The sequence below is a fragment of the Psychroflexus curvus genome (assembly GCF_020164585.1).
GTDB classification, from domain to species: Bacteria; Bacteroidota; Bacteroidia; order Flavobacteriales; family Flavobacteriaceae; genus Psychroflexus; species Psychroflexus curvus.
The window spans coordinates 296,864-318,033 of the sequence record NZ_JAIQZF010000006.1 but is presented as its reverse complement, the minus strand read 5'-3'; the positions used below and the strand labels follow the sequence as shown (position 1 = coordinate 318,033).

Genomic DNA, 21,170 nt, shown 5'->3' with positions numbered 1-21,170 from the left:
TCTTCATCGTTAAATCTTATATATCTTAACGTCTAAATGAATTCGACTCTTACATCTTATTCTCAGGAATTAACTCTAATCTGTTACAATTAGTCTAATCTTTTAATGTTTCTAATTCTATAAGTAATCTCTTACTTATAATTGTCAATTCAATATGTCAATGAACTTTTTCTCTTATGCCAACCCGAAGTCAACACCTCCCACTTAAGGGATGAAGAGAAATTCTTGTCGTTTAAAATCTAACCAAAGATACTTAAACCCGTACGCCTGTTTCTCTAAGCGGATGCAAAACTAATACTTATTTTTGATTCAACAAGTGATAATTTTGAAAAAAAAATAAAACTTTTTTAAGAACGAAAACTAACTTTTTTTTGAGAGCGCAAATCTACAACTTAATTCCTCATCTCACAAGTAAAAACAGCTTAACGTTATCCCTACTTTATCCTTGCGTTATCTTCTCAGTACCTCAATTAGCGGGGTGCAAAACTACAACTCTTTCCCTCTTCAATCCAAACTTTTTAAGAGGTTTTTTACCTCTTTTTGGTTGAACAAACTTAACTACCACTACTCCTTACACTTACTAAATCGAATTTACTTTCAGCGATGTGAAAAAAACAAGAATTACTATGCGTGCATAATAAATTTTATTATATTTGGACTTATGAAGGAAAAAACTATTGATTACGTTTTAAGATCCACTTGGATTGCAGTGTCTAAAATGTATAATGAAGAAGCAAACAAAAAAGGAAGTAGTATGGCTACAGGTTTTGCTTTATTGAGTATAGATCCAGAAAACGGGACTCCTTCAACTGCTTTAGGTCCTAAAATGGGTGTTGAGTCTACTAGTTTATCCAGAACTTTAAAGACTATGGAAAAAAAAGGACTCATAAAAAGAGAAAGAAATCCTAATGATGGAAGAAGTGTACTTATCCATTTGACTGATTTTGGAGTGGAGATGAGAAAGTATTCGAAATATGTAGTATTATCATTTGATGAAGCTGTAAAAAGTAATGTTTCAAAAGAAGATTTAGATACTTTTTTAAGAGTAACCGATCAGATAAATAGACTTATTTCTGAAAAAATGATTTTCAAGAAAGAACAAACTAAAATTCAACAATAATATGAAAAGAAGAATCAAAAAAGTTGCTGTTATTGGTTCAGGTATAATGGGAAGTGGCATCGCTTGTCATTTCGCAAATATTGGAGTAGAAGTACTGCTATTAGATATTGTACCTAAAGAACTCACAGAAGCCGAGGAAAAACAAGGGAAAACTCTGAAAGATACCTCAGTACGTAACAGAGTGGTGAATGAAGCCTTACAAACTGCTCTAAAATCCAATCCCTCCCCTATTTATCATAAAGAGTTTGCGAAAAGAATAGAGACAGGAAATCTTGAAGATGATATCTCTAAGGTAAAAGATGTAGACTGGATCATAGAAGTGGTTGTAGAAAGACTTGATATTAAAAAACAAGTTTTTGAAAATCTTGAAAAACACAGGACGCCAGGTACTTTAATTTCTTCAAACACCTCTGGTATCCCCATCAAGTTTATGACGGAAGGTAGATCTGATGATTTCAAAAAGCATTTTTGTGGTACGCATTTCTTCAACCCACCTAGATATCTTAAACTATTAGAAATTATCCCTGGCCCGGATACATCTAAAGAAGTATTAGATTTTCTCGATAATTATGGTGAAAAATTTCTTGGTAAAACAACTGTTATCGCTAAAGACACACCTGCATTTATAGGGAATAGAATTGGAATATTTAGTATCATGAGTTTATTTCATATGGTAAAAGATATGGATATGACAATTGAAGAAATCGATAAATTAACTGGTCCTGTTATAGGTAGACCAAAATCTGCAACTTTCAGAACTGTTGATGTTGTTGGCTTGGATACTTTAGTTCATGTAGCCAATGGACTTTATGAAAATGTTCCAAAGGATGAGCGACACGAATTATTCAAGTTGCCTGACTTTATCGATCATATGATGGACAAAAAATGGCTGGGTAGTAAATCTGGTCAAGGATTTTATAAGAAAATTAAAAATGATGATGGTTCTAGTGAGATTAAATCTTTAGACTTAGATACCTTAGAGTATCGCGAGAAAAAATCAGCTAAATTTGACACATTAGAAAAAACTAAGTCCATTGACGTGGTTGCTGATAGGTTCCCAGTCCTAATAGAAGGTAAAGACAAAGCAGGTGAGTTTTATAGAAAAAACTTTGCTGCATTATTTGCTTACGTACAAAACCGAATCCCTGAAATTACCGACGCTCTTTATAAAATAGATGATGCTATGAAAGCTGGTTTCGGCTGGCAGCACGGTCCATTTCAAATTTGGGATGCCATCGGTTTGGAGAAAGGTATTCAGTTGATGAAAAATGAGGGTTTTGAAGTTTCAGACTGGATTAAAACGTTATCAGAATCAAAAGATAAATCATTTTATCACGTCAAATCTGGTAAAACCTATTTCTACGATATAGATAAAAAATCCCATCAGAAGATACCTGGTCAGGATGCCTTTATCATACTCGATAACATCAGAGAAAGTCATGAAGTTTTCAGCAACAAAGATTTAGTAGCAGAAAATCTTGGTGACGGCATTTTAAATATAGAATTCCGAAGTAAAATGAATTCAATTGGAGGCGATGTACTTAACGGCATAAATGCAGCCATGGATATTGCCGAAAAGGAATATGAGGGCGTTGTGATTTCAAACACAGGCGACAACTTCTCAGTTGGTGCCAATATTGGAATGATTTTCATGTTTGCTGTAGAACAGGAATATGAGGAGCTCAACGGAGCTATAAAATACTTCCAGGATACTATGATGAGGATGCGCTACTCCTCTATTCCTACCGTGGCTGCTCCACATCAGATGGCGCTTGGCGGTGGATGTGAATTATCCATGCATGCGGACAAAGTTGTCGCTCATGCAGAAACGTATATCGGTCTTGTTGAATTTGGTGTAGGTGTTATCCCTGGTGGAGGTGGTTCTAAGGAAATGACCAGACGTGCGGCGATGACTTTCCAAAAAGATGATGTTGAGCTAAATAGGTTGAGAGAAAATTTCTTGACTATTGGCATGGCCAAAGTTGCTAAATCCGCACATGAAGCTTATGACCTAAATATTTTAGAAAGAGGTAAAGACATTGTTGTCGTGAGTAGAGACAGACAGCTTGCTATAGCAAAAGAACAAGCCAAACTCATGGCACAAAACGGATATACACAACCTGTAAAAACCAATGATATAAAAGTTTTAGGCAGACAGGCTTTGGGTGCATTTTTAGTTGGAACTGACCAAATGAAAGCAGGAAAATATATAAGTGAACACGATCATAAAATCGCCAACAAACTTGCTTATGTGATGTCTGGAGGAGATTTATCTGAAGCAAATTATGTTTCTGAACAATATTTACTAGATCTAGAACGTGAAGCCTTTTTATCTCTTTGTGGAGAAAGAAAGACCCTTGAGCGTTTACAACACATGATCAAGAAAGGAAAACCGCTTAGAAATTAGTAGCCCATCTAAATCTTCCCAAAGGGAAGACCTGGAGATCGTAAAAGTATAAATTTATTAACCGAAAAAAATACCCACAAAAATCCCCTTTCCTTTGGAAAGGGTTAGGGATAGGAAAATGAAAACAGCATATATAGTAAAAGGATACAGAACCGCAGTAGGGAAAGCACCAAAGGGTGTATTCCGTTTTAAGAGACCAGATGATTTGGCAGCTGAAACCATAGAACACATGATGAAGCAGTTACCAGATTTCGACAAATCCAGAATTGATGATGTTATGGTCGGAAATGCCATGCCTGAAGCAGAACAAGGTTTGAACATGGCAAGATTAGTTTCGCTAATGGGGCTTAAATCTGAAGAAATCCCAGGTGTAACCGTCAACAGATACTGCGCTTCAGGGATAGAAACCATTGCTATGGCATCTGCAAAAATTCAAAGTGGAATGGCCGATTGTATTATTGCAGGAGGAGCGGAAAGCATGAGTTATATTCCTATGGGTGGTTACAAACCTGTTCCTAATTATGAAACCGCAAAAGCTGGAAACGAAAGCTATTACTGGGGAATGGGATTAACTGCTGAAGCAGTAGCTGAGAAATATAATATCAGTGCAAAAGATCAGAATGAGTTTGCGTATCGTTCTCACCAAAAGGCAATTAAAGCACAAGAAGAAAATCGTTTTCAAGAACAAATAGTTCCCATAGAAGTTGAAGATATTTTTGTGGATTCTAATGGTAAGAAACAGTCCAAAACCTATACGGTTGATAAAGATCAGGGACCAAGAGCAGATACTTCTGAAAAAGTTCTCAATAAGTTAAGACCTGTCTTTGCTGAAGGCGGAAGCGTTACGGCTGGAAATTCATCGCAAATGAGTGATGGTGCTGCTTTTGTTATGGTAATGAGTGAAAAAATGGTTAAAGAACTGAATCTTGAACCAGTTGCCAGGATGGTGTCTTACGCTACAGTAGGTGTTGAGCCAAGAATTATGGGAATTGGTCCAGTAAAAGCCATTCCAAAAGCTCTTGACCAAGCCAATTTAAAACTAAAAGACATTGAACTCATCGAGTTGAACGAAGCTTTTGCTTCTCAATCCCTCGCTGTAGCTAGAGAATTGGATATCAATCAGGATATTTTAAACGTGAATGGTGGTGCCATTGCTCTTGGTCACCCTTTAGGTTGTACTGGAGCTAAATTATCAGTTCAGATATTTGATGAAATGAAGAAAAGACAACTAAAAAATAAATATGCCATGGTAACCATGTGTGTAGGAACTGGACAGGGAGCTGCCGGGATATATGAGGTGTTTTAACCGCCCCACCTAGCCTCCCCAAAGGGGAGGAAACTAGTATTGCTAAAAAATTAAATAATAAAACGAAGTTTAACTAAAAAAAACCCAATTTACCCCCTCTCCTTTGGAGAGGGATGGGGAGAGGCTTATGGAAACAAAAGAAAAACTAGATGATATGATCCGCGGTGGTCAATTCGTTGTAAAAGAAACCAAAGCAGAAGACATTTTCACACCTGAAGATTTTTCTGATGAACAAAAAATGATGAGAGACTCTGTTAAAGAGTTTGTCGACAGAGAAATCTGGCCTAAAAAAGAAGAGTTCGAAAAGAAAAATTACGATTTGACTGAGGAAGTTATGCGTAAGGCTGGTGAACTCGGGTTTTTAGGTGTAGCTGTACCAGAAGAATATGAAGGGCTGGGAATGGATTTTGTCTCCACGATGCTTGTTTGTGATTATATATCTGGTGCTACAGGATCTATCGCAACAGCTTTTGGTGCTCATACTGGAATTGGTACTTTACCCATTACCTTATATGGTACCGAAGAGCAAAAGCAAAAATACATCCCAAAATTGGCAACTGGTGAATGGTTCGGGGCTTATTGTCTAACCGAACCCGGTGCTGGATCCGATGCCAATTCAGGAAAAACTAAAGCTGTTTTATCTGAAGATGGTTCTCATTATAAGATTACTGGTCAAAAGATGTGGATTTCCAATGCTGGGTTTTGTGACATATTCATCGTATTTGCAAGAATAGAAGATGATAAAAACATCACAGGCTTTATCGTTGAAAAAGATTTAGAAAACGGAATCTCGATGGGAGATGAAGAAAAGAAATTAGGTATACACTCCTCTTCTACCCGACAAGTGTTTTTCAATGAAACTAAAGTTCCAGCTGAAAACTTACTAGGAGAAAGAAATGGTGGTTTTAAAATAGCTATGAATGCTTTAAACGTTGGCCGAATAAAATTAGCCGCTGCTTGTCTTGATGCTCAACGTAGAGTTTTAGGTTCTGCTGTGAGTTATGCCAATGACAGAGTACAGTTTGATACGCCAATTTCAAAATTCGGAGCCATTCGATCTAAATTAGCTGAAATGGCTATGTCTACTTATGCTGGTGAAGCAGCATCTTATCGAGCTTCAAAAAACATTGAAGACAGAATCAATTTAAGAAAAGAAAGTGGTAGCTCACATCAAGAAGCAGAATTGAAAGGTGTCGAAGAATTTGCTATCGAATGTTCTATTTTAAAAGTAGCCGTATCAGAAGATATTCAAAAATGCACCGATGAAGGTATTCAGATATACGGGGGTATGGGATTTTCTGCAGATGCTCCAATGGAGTCAGCTTGGAGAGATGCTAGAATATCCAGAATATATGAAGGAACAAATGAAATCAACAGGATGCTAGCTGTTGGTATGTTAGTTAAAAAAGCCATGAAGGGCCACGTAGATTTACTTGGTCCAGCTAAAGCTGTTTCAGATGAACTTACCGGTATTCCTTCGTTTGAAACGCCAGACTATACACAACTTCTTTCTGAGGAAAAAGCGATGCTTAAAAAACTCAAAAAAGTATTTTTGATGGTGGCAGGAAGTGCTGCACAAAAATATGGTGAAAAGCTAGAAGAACATCAGCAGCTTCTATTGGCCTCTGCTGATATTTTAATTGAAACGTATATGGCAGAGTCTGCGATATTAAGAGCAGAAAAAAATGCTAAGCGTTTTGGAGAAGATACTCAAAAAGTTCAAATCGCTATGGCTAAACTGAGATTATACAAAGCAGTGGATAAAATCAATGAAAAAGCTAAAGAAGGAATTATTTCTTTTGCTGAAGGCGACGAGCAAAAAATGATGTTGATGGGGTTAAAGCGTTATACTAAATACGAAAATTATCCAAACATTGTTGATCTTAGAAATACGATTGCAGATAAAATTGTTGAAGACAATAAGTACGCAATGTAAGTGTTCCATAATTCATCTAAATTAAAGGGCTGTCTTTTTGTAGACAGCCCTTTTTATTTATAATTGGGATTGAATTCAATTCTGTACCTCAACTTTATATACTTTATCAGATGCAGTTACAAACAAAGTCTCACCTACTTCACTTCCCCATGATAGGTTGGTGATTTGTTCTTTGAACTTTAGTTGAGCTATTTGTTTTCCTGACTCATCAAAAACTGTCAGACCATTAGGTCCTGTTGTATATAAACGGTTATCATTATCCATTAGCATGCCATCAGCTCCACCTAATTCAGTAGGCTCACCTATATTGGCAAAAAGTTCTTTAGAAATGATTTCAGCTTTTTCATCAAGATTAAATTTTATAATGTCACCAGTTTCAGAATCACCTGCAAATAAGAACCTTTCGTCTGCTGATAGAGCTATACCGTTGGGCAGTTTAAATTCGTCATAAACAAGTTTTAAACTATCATTTTTTAGTTGATACACACCAGAAAACTCTAATTCAGGCTCACCGCTTACACCGAAAGTTGGATCTGTAAAAAACACAACGCTATCAGATGTAATGGCTAAGTCATTTGGACTGTTAAGTTTTTTCCCCTTGTAAGTTGAAGCTAAAGTTTTTGTGCTTTTATCAGAATTTACACGACTTATTTTTCCAGAATGTTGTGCGATAATAATATCTCCGTTTGGCATTGCATCTATACCATTTGAGCGACCAGAAGGATCGAGCCATACCTCAACAGTATCTTTATCGGCTTTCCATATATAAATCTTACTTGCTGGAATATCGCTGAAAATCAAACCTTCCCCATCAAGCCAGTGGGGACCTTCCGTAAATTGAAATCCACTTGCGATGACTTGAGGTTCTCCAAAAAACTTTTTTTCTTCTGTTTTGCATGATAAAAACAGAATGACCGTACTTAGAACTAAAAATAAACTATCAGAAATTTTCATGTTTTTGATTTTTAAAAAATGTGTATACATAATTTTTGGATTGAAGTTTGACAACCAAATTCGTCCTGGATTCAAACTGAAAATAGAAGCACATAAATAATAAACTGCTTTGATCAGTTTGAGCTAGTCTTTAGCTATTCAATTTGATTATCAAAATCTTCTTTTTTGTATTTATCATCCCATTCTTTAACTTGAGGATCACCCAGCTTATCTTGTGATTTTGCTACAAGCATTGCAACGGCGGCATCTCCAGTAACATTCACACTAGTTCTTATCATATCCAGTGGCCGGTCTACAGCAAATATTAAGGCTAAACCAGCTTCAGGAATACCAGCCTGACCCAAGACAATAACCAACATCACCATTCCTGCTCCAGGAACTGCTGCAGAACCTATTGAAGCTAAAGTGGCTGTGGCGATAATACCCAACTGAGCTGCAAAACTTAATTCAATTCCAAATGCCTGAGCTATAAAAACAGCTGCAACAGCCTGATAAAGACTAGTTCCATCCATGTTGATTGTAGCGCCTATGGGTAATACAAAACTTGAGACTTGACGATGAACCCCTAGGTGTTCCTCTACCCTCTCCATAGTTACAGGCAAAGTGGCGGCACTGGAACTTGTTGAAAAAGCTAATAATTGAGCAGGTGAAATTCCTTTGAGAAAGTATAGTGGAGACTTTTTTGTAAATATTCCAACTATCAACGCATAAAAACCAATCATTAGTAACAGACCACCAACGACACAAATAGCATAATAAGCTAGTGCAACAAATAAATCTGTACTTGGAGCTTCAACTACAAGTGCTGCTAATAAAGCAAAAACACCATAAGGTGCAGCAAGCATAATCAAATCTATCATTTTCAATATCACTTCATTTAGCGAATCGAAAAACTCCTTGATGGGTCTTGACTTTTTTTCAGGGATAAGAATCATTCCTATTCCGAAAAAAATAGCAAAGAAAATAACCTGTAACATGTTAGAGTTATTAGATGCTGCGCCAAAAATATTATCGGGTACCAAATCTTCAAGAGCTCGTAATGGACCAGATTCTTTTTGTTTCTCAGCATTTTGACGAGTTAATTCTGCGTCTCCACCATAGCTTTCAACAAGCTCTTCTCTGGTATCGCTTTCTATACTTTTTCCAGGCTCAAAAACATTAACAATAATAAGTCCGATGCTTACTGCAATAATAGTAGTCGACAGATAAGTTAAAATCGTCCTCAAACCCATTTGAGATAAACTGGAAATATCCTTTAAGTCTGAAACCCCTTTTATTAAGGAGGCCAATATCAGAGGAACTGCTATCAGCTTCAATGCATTTATAAAAATAGTTCCAAAAGGCTTAATCCAATCTGAAATAAATTCACTACCCCATTCAAAATAAGATAATATAAAAGCAAATAAGATTCCGAGGCCCATTCCAAGAAGAATCTGCCAGTGTAGTTCTAATTTTTTCATTTTTATTAATTAAGGGATTTATTGAGTAAATAAGCATCTGCTATTACTAAAGCCGCCATGGCTTCAACGACAGGGATTGCTCTGGGAACTACGCATGGATCGTGTCTTCCTTTCCCCTGCATTTCTACTTCTTCTGAATGTTTATTTATCGTTTTTTGTTTTTGCATCAAGGTGGCTACAGGTTTGAAAGCCACTCTAAAGTTAATATCCATTCCGTTGGATATACCACCTTGTATGCCCCCGCTATGGTTAGTTTTGGTAGTACCATCGGTATTGAACAAATCATTATGCTCACTTCCCTTCATGGAAATACCGTCAAAACCTGAACCGTAGTCAAATCCTTTTACAGCATTGATAGTCATCATGGCTTTGCCAAGACTGGCATGTAGTTTTTCAAAAATGGGATCACCCAAATTTTTAGGAACGTTGGAAATCACACATTTTACAATACCTCCAATGGTGTCGCCTTCCTTTCTGATTTGCTTGATGTAAGCTTCCATTTCTGAGGCTACTTTCTGATTGGGACACCGTACAGGGTTTTTCTCTATAGCATTAAAGTCGATTGAATCTTTTTCTGTTAATTCAAGAGCACCAACAGAATGTGTGTAGGCTGTGAATTTCACATCAGTCAAAATTTGTTTGGCTATAGCTCCGCCAACAACCCAAGATGCAGTTTCTCTGGCACTAGACCGTCCTCCGCCTCTATAATCCCTTTGACCATATTTTTGGTCGTAGGTAAAATCAGCATGATTAGGTCTAAAAACGTCTTTGATATGACCATAATCTTTAGATTTATTATCTGTGTTTTGGATTTCAAATCCTATAGGTAAACCTGTAGTTACGCCGTCAAAGATCCCCGATTTAAAGTGTACAATATCAGATTCTTTTCGTTGCGTAACTATAGAAGATTGTCCGGGTTTTCTTCGGTCCAATTCAAGTTGAATTTTCTCCAAATCAAGTTTGATTCCTGGTGGTACTCCGTCGAGAATTCCTCCAATAGAAACTCCATGGGATTCACCATATGTGGTGAGTTTTAAAAAATTCCCGAAACTATTTGATGCCATATGATGTTTTGAACAAATGTAATTGTTTTAGGCAATAATCAAAAAACAATCAAAACAGATTAGCTAATAAATATAGCAATTTTTATAAATAAGGTAAAATTATGGTTAAGTACTTAGTCGATTACATAACATATAGCTCAAACTTTCATGATATTTAGTTTACTAACTAAAGCTTATATTTCCGTTACTTTATAAAAACACAAGGTTTTGAAAAGAAAAATAGATTTAGTTGTTTTATCCGATATTCATTTAGGCACCTTTGGCTGTCATGCACAGGAGTTACTCAATTATCTGAAATCAATAGCTCCTGAAAAAATTATTCTAAACGGAGATATCATTGATATTTGGCAATTCAGAAAAAATTATTTCCCAAAAACACATCTTGAAATCATTAGAACTTTAATTGAGTTTTCAATGTCTGGTACAGAAATCGTTTACATTACTGGTAATCATGACGAAATGCTTAGAAAGTTGAGTGACTTTGAAATAGGAAACATCAAACTTGTAGACAAATTGATTTTGAATCTAGATGGCAAAAAAGCCTGGTTTTTTCATGGGGACGTGTTTGATATTTCTGTTCAAAATGCTAAATGGATTGCTAAACTTGGTGGCTGGGGCTATGATATGCTCATTTTAGGCAATAGATTTTTGAATTTCATTTTAATGAAATTAGGAAGAGAAAAATATTCACTTTCCAAAAAGATTAAAAATTCAGTAAAAAAAGCAGTAAAATTTATAGATGATTTTGAAAAAACAGCAACAGACTTGGCTATAGAAAATGGTTATCATTACGTTATTTGCGGTCATATCCATCAACCTCAGATTTCCAGAAAGGTAAACAAAAATGGCACTTGTCTTTATTTAAATTCAGGGGATTGGGTTGAGAACCTCACCGCATTGGAATATCACAATAAACGCTGGAATCTTTTTCAGTATAGTCATTTTGAAAAAGAACTCGAAGATAATTCTCCTATTAATTTGGTAGATTTTGTAAATGAATTTAAAGATTTTGCTGGTAAGAAAATTAAAAACGGATAATTTCCGTAATTTGTTTGTATCTTCATAATCATGAAAAAATTCACATTTGCATTTACGTTAATATTTATCTCCTTTTGTTTATCCTGTTCAGAAGAAGAAGATCCTTCTTTATATTCTGATGTTGATTATTTTCCACTTGAAGTTGGAAATGCATGGACTTATAAGAATCAGTTCAACCAAAATTCAGTAAATATTCAAGGCACTGAAATAGTGTCTGTAAATGAGAAGATTCAGAATAAATACGGTTTTACTCAAACCAGCGATGAATCGGTTGGGGTTTTCAGCAGTATGCTTTCTTCTGGCAAGGTTTATAAGCAAAATGCAAATCAAAGGATAGTTCTTGAAGGCGATTACAGTATAGATTTAGAAAGTGAGTTATCCAATTTAGAAATACCTCTCCAGGACATGGTCCTTTACGATGTAAATTCATCTCAGGGAGGTATTATGTCTGTGTCCTCTGGAACATTCCAGCAAGATATAAATGGTTTTCCTGTTGATTTCATATTTGAAATAAGTTCAGTACACAAAGGGTTTTTGACTTCAAAAGTCATAAATAATATGAGTTACGAAGACGTTTTCATATCAGAAATTCAAGTGTCACTTTCAGCAAACGTGTTTATCGTTTTCAACACTTTCACTGTATTACAAAAACAAAAAATCACTAGCATTACTAATTACTATGCAAAAGATATTGGTCTCGTAAAAAGCGAGGTAAATACAAAAATCATTTTTGAAGATATCCCGGAACAACTAGGGATAGAAATTCCTGATGTTGATTTTAACTCCTCTCAAGAGATAGAGACTTATTTATTAAGTCCGAATTCATAGAACGTACTTATTCAATATTGAGACTGGATGCAGAGCCTCTTTTTTAGTTCCGTCTTTTATTTGATGTCTGCAACTCGTGCCGTTTGCACAAATAATAGCATTCGATTTTCTCACAGCAGGAAATAAAACTAATTCCCCTATATCCTGGCTTACTTTATAATGCTCTTTCTCGAAACCAAAGCTTCCAGCCATACCACAACAGCCAGATGGAATTAAAGTAACTTTAAAGTTTCTGGGTAAATTCAGGAGATTAAACGTATGAATTTGGTTGGATAAGGCTTTTTGATAACAGTGGTTATGGATTTTAACCTCTTTTTTTTCATCTGAAAATTGGTCTGATTTTAAATTTCCAGACTGAATTTCAGCATTTAGAAATTCTTCAATCAAAAACACGTGTTTAGAAAGTTCTTCTGCTGAATTTTTATCTGAAGCCAATTTTAAATATTCATCCCTGAAACTTAAAATTGAAGATGGTTCAACTCCCAGTAAAGGGGATTCTTCTGTAATTTTTGTCTTGAAAGTAGTTATGTTTTTATCTACGAAATGCTGAGCTTCATCTAGCAATCCTTTTGAAAAATAAGCCCTTCCACTTTCTTCGTGTTTTAAGACTTTTACTTCATAACCAAGTTTGGTGAGCAATTCTATAGCATCAATACCTATTTCAACATCTAAAAAATTGGTAAATTCATCTACAAATAGATAAACAGATTTTTTCGTTTCACCAATGGGTTTTAATGAAATTAAACCTTTATCAATTTTTTGTCTTAGAGAGTGAAAGCTCAATTTAGGTAAACTTCTCTCTTTTGCAATTCCAGCAGTTTGTTTTATAAATTTAGAGGTAAGTGAATTTGTATTCAACCAATTGTAAATTGGTGCTACAGGGGATGCTAGTTTATTGATAAGATTGTTCTTCGCAAAAACTTTAGTTCTCAATTCAATTCCATTTGCCTTTTGGTATTGATAAAGAAATTCAGTTTTAAATGCTGCAACATCAACATTGCTGGGGCATTCATTTTTACAAGCTTTGCAACTTATACAGAGGTCAAAAATTTCTTTCAGATTCTTATCGTCAAAGGCATTTTCATCCTGATGCTTTTGGGTTAAGACTTCCCTTAGCATATTAGCTCTTGCTCTTGTTGTATCTTTTTCATTTTTGGTGGCCTGATAACTCGGGCACATTCCTCCTTCAAATTCGTGAGATTTCCTACAATCTCCACTCCCATTACACTGCTCTGCAGCTCTTAAAATACCAAGATTGCTGGAAAAATCTAGTTTGGTAGACACCTCAGGTTCATGTCTATCCACTTCATATCGTAAATCTGTATCGATGGGTTTTGGATTGACAATTTTACCGGGGTTTAAAAGGTTATGTGGATCAAAAACATGCTTAATTTGCTGAAATAACTTATAACATTCTTCACCAACCATCAACTTCGTAAAAGGAGCTCTTACTCTTCCGTCGCCATGTTCTCCACTTAAAGCACCATCGTAAGATTTTACCAAATGAGCGACATCGGTGGATATAGTTTTAAACTCTTCAACACCCTTGGACGTTTTTAAATTTAAAATAGGTCTTAAATGCAGTTCTCCGGCTCCAGCATGGGCGTAATACACTGCTTTTTGATTATAGGATTTCATGATTTTGGAAAAATCTGAAATGTAATGAGGTAAATCTTCAATAGTAACGGACGTATCTTCAATACAGGCTACTGCCTTTTCATCACCTTTTAGATTTCCAAGTAATCCAAGTCCTGCTTTTCTTAATTCTACAGCCAGATCTATTTCACCAGCTTTTAAAACAGGAGAAGCATAGGATTTGGTGGAAGACTTTAAATCTGATAAAAGATTCCTGACTTGCTGTTTCAAGTCATCAAGCGAATCAGATCTAAGTTCAAGCATCAAAATAGCTTCGGGGTCTTTTTCAATAAAAAACCTGTGACCTTTGTATTTCATACTATTCTTAGTACAATCCAGAATGGTTTTATCCATCATTTCGCATGTAAATAAATCATGAGAAACCGTAGTCTTTACAGATTCTAAACAGTCTGAAATACTATAAAAATGCGCTGCTACCATTGCAGAATATTGAGGCTGGACATCGTCTAATTTAAGTTCCAGTTCGGTGGCGATATATAAGGTTCCTTCACTTCCACACAAGAGTTTATTGAGATTGAAGTGAGTATTGGAATCAGTTTTGAAAAAGGAAGAATTGTAAAGTTCATCTATGGAATAACCAGTATTTCTTCGATGAATAGAAGCTTTAGGGAAACCAGTTTCCAGAAGACTTTCAATATTATCTTCTTGAAAAAGAGTATTGAAATACCTATAAATTTCACCTTCAAGTGAATTCAATTCTAATTTTTGCTGAAATCCTTTTTTGGTAAGCGGTTTGACTTCAATAAAACTCCCGTCGGAAAGAAAACCTTTAGAAGAAATAACTTTATCTCGTGTCACACCATATTTAATGGAAGTCGTTCCTGATGAATTATTACCGAACATCCCACCCACATTACACCTATTACTTGTAGACGTATTAGGCCCAAAAAACAGATGCTCCTTCTTAAAGCTTTTATTTAAAGCATCCCGAACAACCCCAGGTTGTAGACGAATCGTCTTACTATTGGCATTAAATTCAAGTTTATTTACAAAGTACTTACTCAAATCAAGAACAATTCCGTCGGTAACACACTGGCCAGCCAAGGAAGTTCCTGCAGCACGAGGTGTAATAGAAAGTTTATGTTTTAGGGTAAACTCAATAATCTTTTTTAGATCTAATTGGGTTTTAGGATAAATGACGGCAAGTGGAATTTCCCTATATACCGATGCATCTGTAGCATAAATAGATTTGTGCAGTTTATCAATATAAAGATTTCCTTCCAGAGAGGCGGATAAGTTTTGGAACAGTGGGTTTTGCATTAGTCTTGAATCAAATTCAAAAATAACATAGAAGACTACAAATCAAATGTAAACAAACGATAATATTAAACAGAAATTTATTAGACAACTCAACTAGTTCGTTTTTGGATTAAAAGTAAAAGTTAAATAAGTCAGTTTCACATTAAAATTTTGAAAAAATGGAAATCAGTGAATTTAATTTCTTAAATTTATAAATCAGCTGAAGGTTAGAGAAGATTCAACATCTCCTTCTAATCAAAAATAAATAGACAACTTAAAATTTATAATTTATGGACATCAATTTCAATTACGTACACGTCACAGCAAGTGAGAGACTAGAAGAATTAGTCACTAAAAAATTAGAAAAACTTGAAAATAGATACGATTGGATCGTAAGAGGTGAAGTTTTTTTTAAAACTGAAAATACATCAAGCCCGGAAACGGGAATGATTTGCGAAATCAAATTAAGTGCTCCAGGTCAAAACGTTTTTGCATCTTCTAATGAAAAATCTTTTGAAATGGCTATTTCAAACACAGCCGATGATATCAAAAGACAACTTCAAAAGAAGAAAGAAAAGATGTCAACCAGATAATATCTAACAACTTATAATATAAAACCAGTCTCTTAACATACTTGAGACTGGTTTTTTTATTTGATTTATTTAAACAAAAAGAATTTAAGAAACTGCTTCTAGTAAATAGTTCAAACTCTTTTGACTTTGAATAAAATATTAAAGTCGTTCTCTAAAATCGTTAATAATCCCACCTTTAATAAGGATTTCTATCTGACGATCACTTAACGTATGATTAGCTTGAAAGGTCTTATTGGCACCATTGGATTTATGAATTACCACATCGATAGGCTCTTTAGATTCAACAGAACTAATAACATCTTTTAATTCTATATCATCTCCTTGTTCAATCAAATCATAGTCAGATTCATTGATAAACTCTAGAGGTAGAATACCAAAATTAACTAGGTTTTGCCAGGCAATTCTGGCATAACTTTTAGCAATCACGGCGATTTGCCCAAGGTATTTAGGGGCTAAAGCAGCATGCTCACGGCTTGAACCCTGCGCGTAATTTTCACCAGCTACAACCACGTGTCCCCCTCTGGATGCTTTAGCCTCCATGGCTCTATCATAAAAGGTATCATCAATGACAGTAAAGGAATATTTACTAATTTCTGGCAGGTTACTTCTGAAAGGCAAAACCTCTGCGCCAGCTTTCAATATTTCATCTGTGGAAATATTGTCTCCCATTTTTAGTAAAACTGGAACTTGATAAGATTTTTCAAGTTTTGGAATTTCCGGTAAGGTCTTGATATTAGGTCCCTTTTCCAATTTTACATTTTTGTTATCCTCTATGGGAGCAACAAGCATATCGGTATTGATAATTTCGTAAGTTGGATATTCGAATTTAGGATACTTCATACCAAATTCTTTCTCCAAATCTCTTGGGTCTGTTATTTTCCCCATCAGTGCGGATGCTGCGGCGGTTTCGGGGCTACATAAATGAACTTGATCATCTTTAGTTCCACTTCTATCGGGGAAATTACGAGGCATGGTTCTTAAGCTTATGGTTCCGCTTGCTGGAGCCTGGCCCATACCTATACATCCCATGCAGCCGGACTGATGAAATCGAGCACCAGATTTTATAAGATTTCCAAAGGTCTTGTTTTCAATCATATTCTGCATGATTTGTCTTGATGTTGGGTTAATGTCAAAACTTACTTCAGGACTTATGCTTTTGTCTTTTACAATAGCACTTGCGATCCAAAAATCTCTTAAACCGGGATTGGCAGAAGAACCAATTACCACCTGACTGATATCTTTTCCAGCAACTTCTGAAACAGGGACCACATTGCCTGGACTTGTTGGTAAAGCAATCAACGGCACTAACTCATCCAAAATAATTTCATCATGATGATCATATTTACAGCCTTCATCAGCCAGTAACTCAGTCCAGTCTTCTTCCCTATTTTGAGATTTCAGAAAACGCCTAGTTTCTTCATCACTTGGAAATACAGACGTGGTTGCACCAAGTTCTGCTCCCATGTTCGCGATAACGTGACGATCCATAGCACTTAATTCTTTTAAACCAGCACCATAATATTCTATAATTTTCCCCACTCCTCCTTTCACATCGTGCCTTCTCAGCATTTCTAAGACTACATCTTTTGCACTGACCCAGTCTGGAAGTTTACCTGTGAGTTTTACCCCCATGACTTTTGGCATTTTTACAAAATAAGGCTGTCCTGCAATAGCTGCAGCAACGTCTAAACCTCCGGTACCGATAGCAAGCATACCTAGTGATCCTGCTGCGCAAGTATGAGAATCGGATCCTACCATTGTTTTTCCTGGTTTCCCAAAGCGTTCCATGTGTACAGGATGACTTACTCCATTTCCTGGCCGGCTAAACCATAATCCAAACCGCTGTGCCGCTGATTTTAAAAATTGGTGGTCATCTGCATTCTTATAGTCGGTTTGAAGTAGGTTGTGATCCACGTATTGAACAGCAACTTCTGTTTTTGCTCTATCCAAACCCATTGCTTCAAGTTCAAGCTGAACTAAAGTACCTGTTGCATCTTGAAGTAATGCTTGATCTATTTTAATTCCAATTTCTTCCCCTGCCGTCATATCACCTTCTATGAGATGAGATTCAATTAATTTCTGAGTTACATTTTTTGCCATGTCTATTAATATTAAATTGACTTTTAAATTACTAAATATGCAACAACTCTAAATTCAATTAACAAAGATTAAACTCTTAACTTCGATTGGGAACTGTGTTTAAAATAAATTACTTTTGAAAAAAAACCCTCATGACAATTCATAATTTAAGTCAAACCAATTCAATTTTAAATCATTATTTATATCAAATTCGTGACGAAACCATACAGAAAGACCGAATGAAATTCCGAAGAAATATTGAAAGGATTGGAGAAATTTTAAGTTATGAAATGAGTAAGTCCTTAGATTTTAAATCCCGTAAATTTAAGACTCCTCTCAGCATATCATCTTTTAATAAAATGAATGAAAATATAGTTATAGGTTCCATTTTAAGAGCTGGCGTACCGCTGCATAACGGTGTTCTTAATTATTTTGATGAAGCAGATAATGCTTTTGTCTCTGCATTTAGAAAGAAATCCAGCGATTCTAATCCTGAAGAGGATTTCGAAATTGTTATAGAGTATCTAGCTTCTCCAAGCCTTGAAGGAAAAACGCTTGTCTTGGTAGATCCAATGCTGGCTACGGGACTTTCTATGATTAATGTATTTAAAGCCCTGGAACGATTAGGAAATCCTAAATCAATTCATGTCTTGTCCGTTATAGGTGCTCAACCAGGAGTTGATTTGATCCAGGATTATCTGCCAGAAAATGCCCATCTATGGATTGGAGCGATAGATGAAAAATTGAATCAGAAAGGCTACATTATCCCAGGACTTGGTGATGCTGGTGATTTAGCTTATGGACAAAAATTATAAATTACCTTTAAAGCCATAAACCAGAAAAGCCTGCTTGGATAATGATACCAAGCAGGCTTTTCATTGGCAACAAACTTAACTAGTTGCTATAAATATCTTCTAAAAAATTTGTCATTTTTTCCCAGGATTTTGTTGCAACTTCTTCATCATACGCCAATGGAAGTTCATATTTTTTCGCCAGACTATCGGCATCTTTATTAGTGAACGAATGCATTACACCTTCATAAGCGATGTACTCATAATCAGCATTCACAGCATCTAATTGAGCTTTGAATTCTTTTTCCTGTTCATCGGTTATCATTTTGTCTTCAGCACCATTTTGAATTAAAAGCTTTGTTTTTATATCTTCGGTAGGCATGACTGGCAATCCTAATCCACTATGGAAAACCGCAACAGCATCGAGATCTACTCCTGAGTTAGCCATAGCTAAGGCTACACTACCTCCAAAACAAAAACCAATGGCTGAGATATTATCAGGGTCTACGTTCTTGTCTGCTTTTAAAGCTTGCATTGCCGCCATAAAGCGTTGTTTAGCGGTGTCAAAATTTTTCATCACGTTGCTGGAAAACTCCATGGCTTCGTCAGGATGCTGCGCCTGTTTTCCTTGACCATACATATCTACAGCCAGTGCAACATATCCCAGCTCAGCAAGTTCATCTGCTTTTTCTCTAGCAAATTCATCGTGACCCCACCATTCATGTACTACAAGTATACCTGGTCTTTTTCCTTCCAGGGCTTCATTATGTGAAATGTAACCTCTCATGAGAGTAGAATCGGTATCATAAGAAATTTCTTTTCCAATTATTTTTATGTCGTTTTTTTCAATAACAACATTGACACCATCTTCAGTTTTATCTTTCGTTTCTGACTTGCATGCTGTAAAAACAATTACTAAAATTAACAGCATCCATTTGTAAATTTTCATCTGTCTTATTTTAAAGATTTAGTATTAGCTTTCGTATTTAAGCGTATCCACATTTTATCTTCATTCAATTTAAAGCTCCCTTTAAACTGAAAATTACACTCATTTGGAGAAATGATTGATAAAAAAATATTTCCGTTTTTCTTTTTATATAAATGATAGGTTTGACCAACAATAGGTTCGAAGCTGAACTCTGCACTGTAAATAAGATTGTTATATTCGAATTGAGCCATCAACTTTTCATATTGGTTTCTTAGCTCTTCATATTCTGTTTTGATTTGATGATTGACTTTGCTCACATTAGAATTTTTCCAACCAGTCAAGTCTGTAGGAGTAATTTTGGGAGCGCTTGAATTTGTTGCGTAAGGCAATAGTCCAGCCTCATATTTTTCGGTTTCTTCATTATAAACCACCTGATCTGGTTTTTTTGACTTATCTCCCATAAAGTTACGTAATAGTATTTATGGCTAAATTATATTCAATTTTGACAACACTTATCTTAGTTAAGGTTAAAATTCCATTAAAATCTTGAATTAAATCCATATAAAATTGGGTTTGGGGTCTTAAATTATACCTTTGCAACTAATTAAGTAAGAATTCTAATTAATTAGAAATCAATAAATTATTATTATGAGTCAAGTTAAAGAAAAAGACACAGTAAAAGTACATTACACTGGAAAGTTAGCTTCAACAGGTCAAGTTTTTGACAGTTCTTTGGAAAGAGAGCCAATTGAATTTACACTTGGTGAAGGTACAATCATTCCTGGATTTGAAACTGGTGTTCTCAATATGAAAGAAGCTGAGAAAAAAACCATTGAAATACCTAAAGAAGAAGCTTACGGAGACGTGAAAAAAGAGCTTTTTCAAGAAGTACCCAAAGACCAACTTCCTGAAGAAATTAAACCAGAAGTAGGAATGGGATTGGTTTCTCAAAATCCTGATGGAACTGAAAGACAATTAAGAGTTGCTGAAGTAAAAGATGACCATATCGTAGTAGATGCAAATCATCCGCTCGCAGGTCATGATCTTACGTTTGAATTAGAACTAGTTGAAATTAAAAGCTAATTTCTTCAATTCTATACATAATACTTTAAAACCACTCCTTTGAGTGGTTTTTTTTTTGTAAGATCATTCACAAAATCTCGACTCTTCAAACAAATTAAAAATCAGATATATGAAATTATTAGAAATAAACGAAGCAAAAGAGCCAGCAAAAGGAATTATGGAAAATACAAAAACCAAAATGGGAGCTGTACCGAACTTGTTCAAAATGATGGCGAATAACCCATCTCTGCTAAAAGCTTATACACAGGCAGACGAAACCTTCAGAAATGATTCTGGATTTACATCACAAGAGCAAGAGGTGGTTTTATTATCTGTTGCCATTTATAACGGCTGCACCTATTGTGTAGCTGCCCATAGTTTTATAGCGATGAAGCAAAGTAATGTTTCCCGAGATATCTTGGATGCACTAAGAGCTCAAAAAGACTTACCAGATGCTAAGTTGGATGCGCTTTCAAAATTTGCAACTTCTGTGGCAAAAGAAAGAGGGTATCCTACAGAGGAAGCCACAAGAGCCTTCAAAGATGCAGGCTACGGAGATGAGCACATTGCTGGAGTGGTTACAGGTGTTGGTATGAAAACGATGAGTAATTACATCAATCACATTGGTAAAACTCCAGTTGACGATATGTTTGCGGAGTTTAAATGGGAGAAATAATCTTAGTATATAACATAATTTGAAAAGCGTTCA

17 protein-coding genes are annotated in these 21,170 nt (G+C 35.5%); 10 read left to right on the top strand and 7 right to left on the bottom strand.

The genetic code is table 11. The features are described 5' to 3' along the window. Positions 1-661: 661 nt before the first annotated feature. The 4 genes from LB450_RS11200 to LB450_RS11185 all read left to right on the top strand — a co-directional run bounded on the left by LB450_RS11200 (position 662) and on the right by LB450_RS11185 (position 6,769). Positions 662-1,120 (top strand): MarR family winged helix-turn-helix transcriptional regulator, encoded by a 459-nt coding sequence (locus LB450_RS11200; protein WP_224488678.1) that lies wholly within the window; start codon positions 662-664, stop codon positions 1,118-1,120. Position 1,121: 1 nt separating this feature from the next. Beyond that, a complete protein-coding gene (locus tag LB450_RS11195; protein ID WP_224488676.1) occupies positions 1,122-3,527 on the top strand; it encodes a 3-hydroxyacyl-CoA dehydrogenase/enoyl-CoA hydratase family protein in 2,406 nt (801 codons plus the stop codon). A 118-nt stretch (positions 3,528-3,645) separates the two neighbouring features. Continuing rightward, positions 3,646-4,833: an acetyl-CoA C-acyltransferase gene (locus tag LB450_RS11190; protein ID WP_224488674.1), complete on the top strand. Its 1,188-nt coding sequence runs from the start codon at positions 3,646-3,648 to the stop codon at positions 4,831-4,833. A 127-nt stretch (positions 4,834-4,960) separates the two neighbouring features. Further along, positions 4,961-6,769 (top strand): acyl-CoA dehydrogenase family protein, encoded by a 1,809-nt coding sequence (locus tag LB450_RS11185; RefSeq protein ID WP_224488672.1) that lies wholly within the window; start codon positions 4,961-4,963, stop codon positions 6,767-6,769. A 75-nt stretch (positions 6,770-6,844) separates the two neighbouring features. On the opposite strand, the gene LB450_RS11180 is transcribed toward LB450_RS11185, so the two are convergent. The 3 genes from LB450_RS11180 to aroC all read right to left on the bottom strand — a co-directional run bounded on the left by LB450_RS11180 (position 6,845) and on the right by aroC (position 10,247). Continuing rightward, the gene (locus LB450_RS11180) at positions 6,845-7,777 is read right to left on the bottom strand and encodes an SMP-30/gluconolactonase/LRE family protein (protein ID WP_224488670.1); all 933 of its coding nucleotides are present in this window, start codon (positions 7,775-7,777) and stop codon (positions 6,845-6,847) included. Between the two features lie 80 nt (positions 7,778-7,857). Then, positions 7,858-9,183 (bottom strand): dicarboxylate/amino acid:cation symporter, encoded by a 1,326-nt coding sequence (locus tag LB450_RS11175; protein ID WP_224488668.1) that lies wholly within the window; start codon positions 9,181-9,183, stop codon positions 7,858-7,860. Between the two features lie 5 nt (positions 9,184-9,188). After that, the gene (gene aroC, locus LB450_RS11170; RefSeq protein WP_224488666.1) at positions 9,189-10,247 is read right to left on the bottom strand and encodes a chorismate synthase; all 1,059 of its coding nucleotides are present in this window, start codon (positions 10,245-10,247) and stop codon (positions 9,189-9,191) included. Positions 10,248-10,454: 207 nt separating this feature from the next. Here aroC and LB450_RS11165 point away from each other — a divergent pair, with 207 nt between their 5' ends. Continuing rightward, a complete protein-coding gene (locus LB450_RS11165) occupies positions 10,455-11,285 on the top strand; it encodes a UDP-2,3-diacylglucosamine diphosphatase (RefSeq protein WP_224488664.1) in 831 nt (276 codons plus the stop codon). 30 nt (positions 11,286-11,315) lie between these two features. After that, positions 11,316-12,113, top strand: coding sequence for a hypothetical protein (locus LB450_RS11160; RefSeq protein WP_224488656.1), 798 nt, complete (start codon positions 11,316-11,318; stop codon positions 12,111-12,113). Here LB450_RS11160 and LB450_RS11155 read toward each other — a convergent pair. Then, positions 12,108-15,029, bottom strand: coding sequence for an FAD-binding and (Fe-S)-binding domain-containing protein (locus LB450_RS11155; RefSeq protein ID WP_224488654.1), 2,922 nt, complete (start codon positions 15,027-15,029; stop codon positions 12,108-12,110). The genes LB450_RS11160 and LB450_RS11155 overlap by 6 nt on opposite strands. A 269-nt stretch (positions 15,030-15,298) precedes the next feature. Here LB450_RS11155 and hpf point away from each other — a divergent pair, with 269 nt between their 5' ends. Next, complete coding sequence (hpf, locus tag LB450_RS11150) at positions 15,299-15,601, top strand: ribosome hibernation-promoting factor, HPF/YfiA family (RefSeq protein WP_224488652.1); 303 nt, start codon at positions 15,299-15,301, stop codon at positions 15,599-15,601. Between the two features lie 138 nt (positions 15,602-15,739). Here hpf and LB450_RS11145 read toward each other — a convergent pair whose 3' ends face one another. Further along, entirely contained in the window at positions 15,740-17,701 is a 1,962-nt protein-coding gene (locus LB450_RS11145; RefSeq protein WP_224488650.1) for an aconitate hydratase, read from the bottom strand. A 131-nt stretch (positions 17,702-17,832) separates the two neighbouring features. Between LB450_RS11145 and upp the strand changes: the two genes are divergently transcribed. Beyond that, positions 17,833-18,495: a uracil phosphoribosyltransferase gene (gene upp / locus LB450_RS11140; RefSeq protein ID WP_224488648.1), complete on the top strand. Its 663-nt coding sequence runs from the start codon at positions 17,833-17,835 to the stop codon at positions 18,493-18,495. A 79-nt stretch (positions 18,496-18,574) separates the two neighbouring features. Here upp and LB450_RS11135 read toward each other — a convergent pair whose 3' ends face one another. Both LB450_RS11135 and LB450_RS11130 read right to left on the bottom strand, forming a co-directional pair. Next, positions 18,575-19,420 (bottom strand): dienelactone hydrolase family protein, encoded by an 846-nt coding sequence (locus LB450_RS11135; protein WP_224488646.1) that lies wholly within the window; start codon positions 19,418-19,420, stop codon positions 18,575-18,577. A gap of 5 nt (positions 19,421-19,425) precedes the next feature. After that, on the bottom strand, positions 19,426-19,860 hold the full coding sequence (locus LB450_RS11130; RefSeq protein ID WP_224488645.1) for a DUF2452 domain-containing protein: 435 nt from the start codon (positions 19,858-19,860) through the stop codon (positions 19,426-19,428). A gap of 187 nt (positions 19,861-20,047) precedes the next feature. Between LB450_RS11130 and LB450_RS11125 the strand changes: the two genes are divergently transcribed. Together LB450_RS11125 and LB450_RS11120 are read left to right on the top strand one after the other, a co-directional pair. Beyond that, on the top strand, positions 20,048-20,482 hold the full coding sequence (locus LB450_RS11125; RefSeq protein ID WP_224488635.1) for an FKBP-type peptidyl-prolyl cis-trans isomerase: 435 nt from the start codon (positions 20,048-20,050) through the stop codon (positions 20,480-20,482). Positions 20,483-20,591: 109 nt separating this feature from the next. After that, positions 20,592-21,137 carry a carboxymuconolactone decarboxylase family protein gene (locus LB450_RS11120; RefSeq protein ID WP_224488634.1) on the top strand — a complete coding sequence of 182 codons (546 nt, stop codon included), beginning with the start codon at positions 20,592-20,594 and terminating at the stop codon, positions 21,135-21,137. Positions 21,138-21,170: the final 33 nt, after the last annotated feature.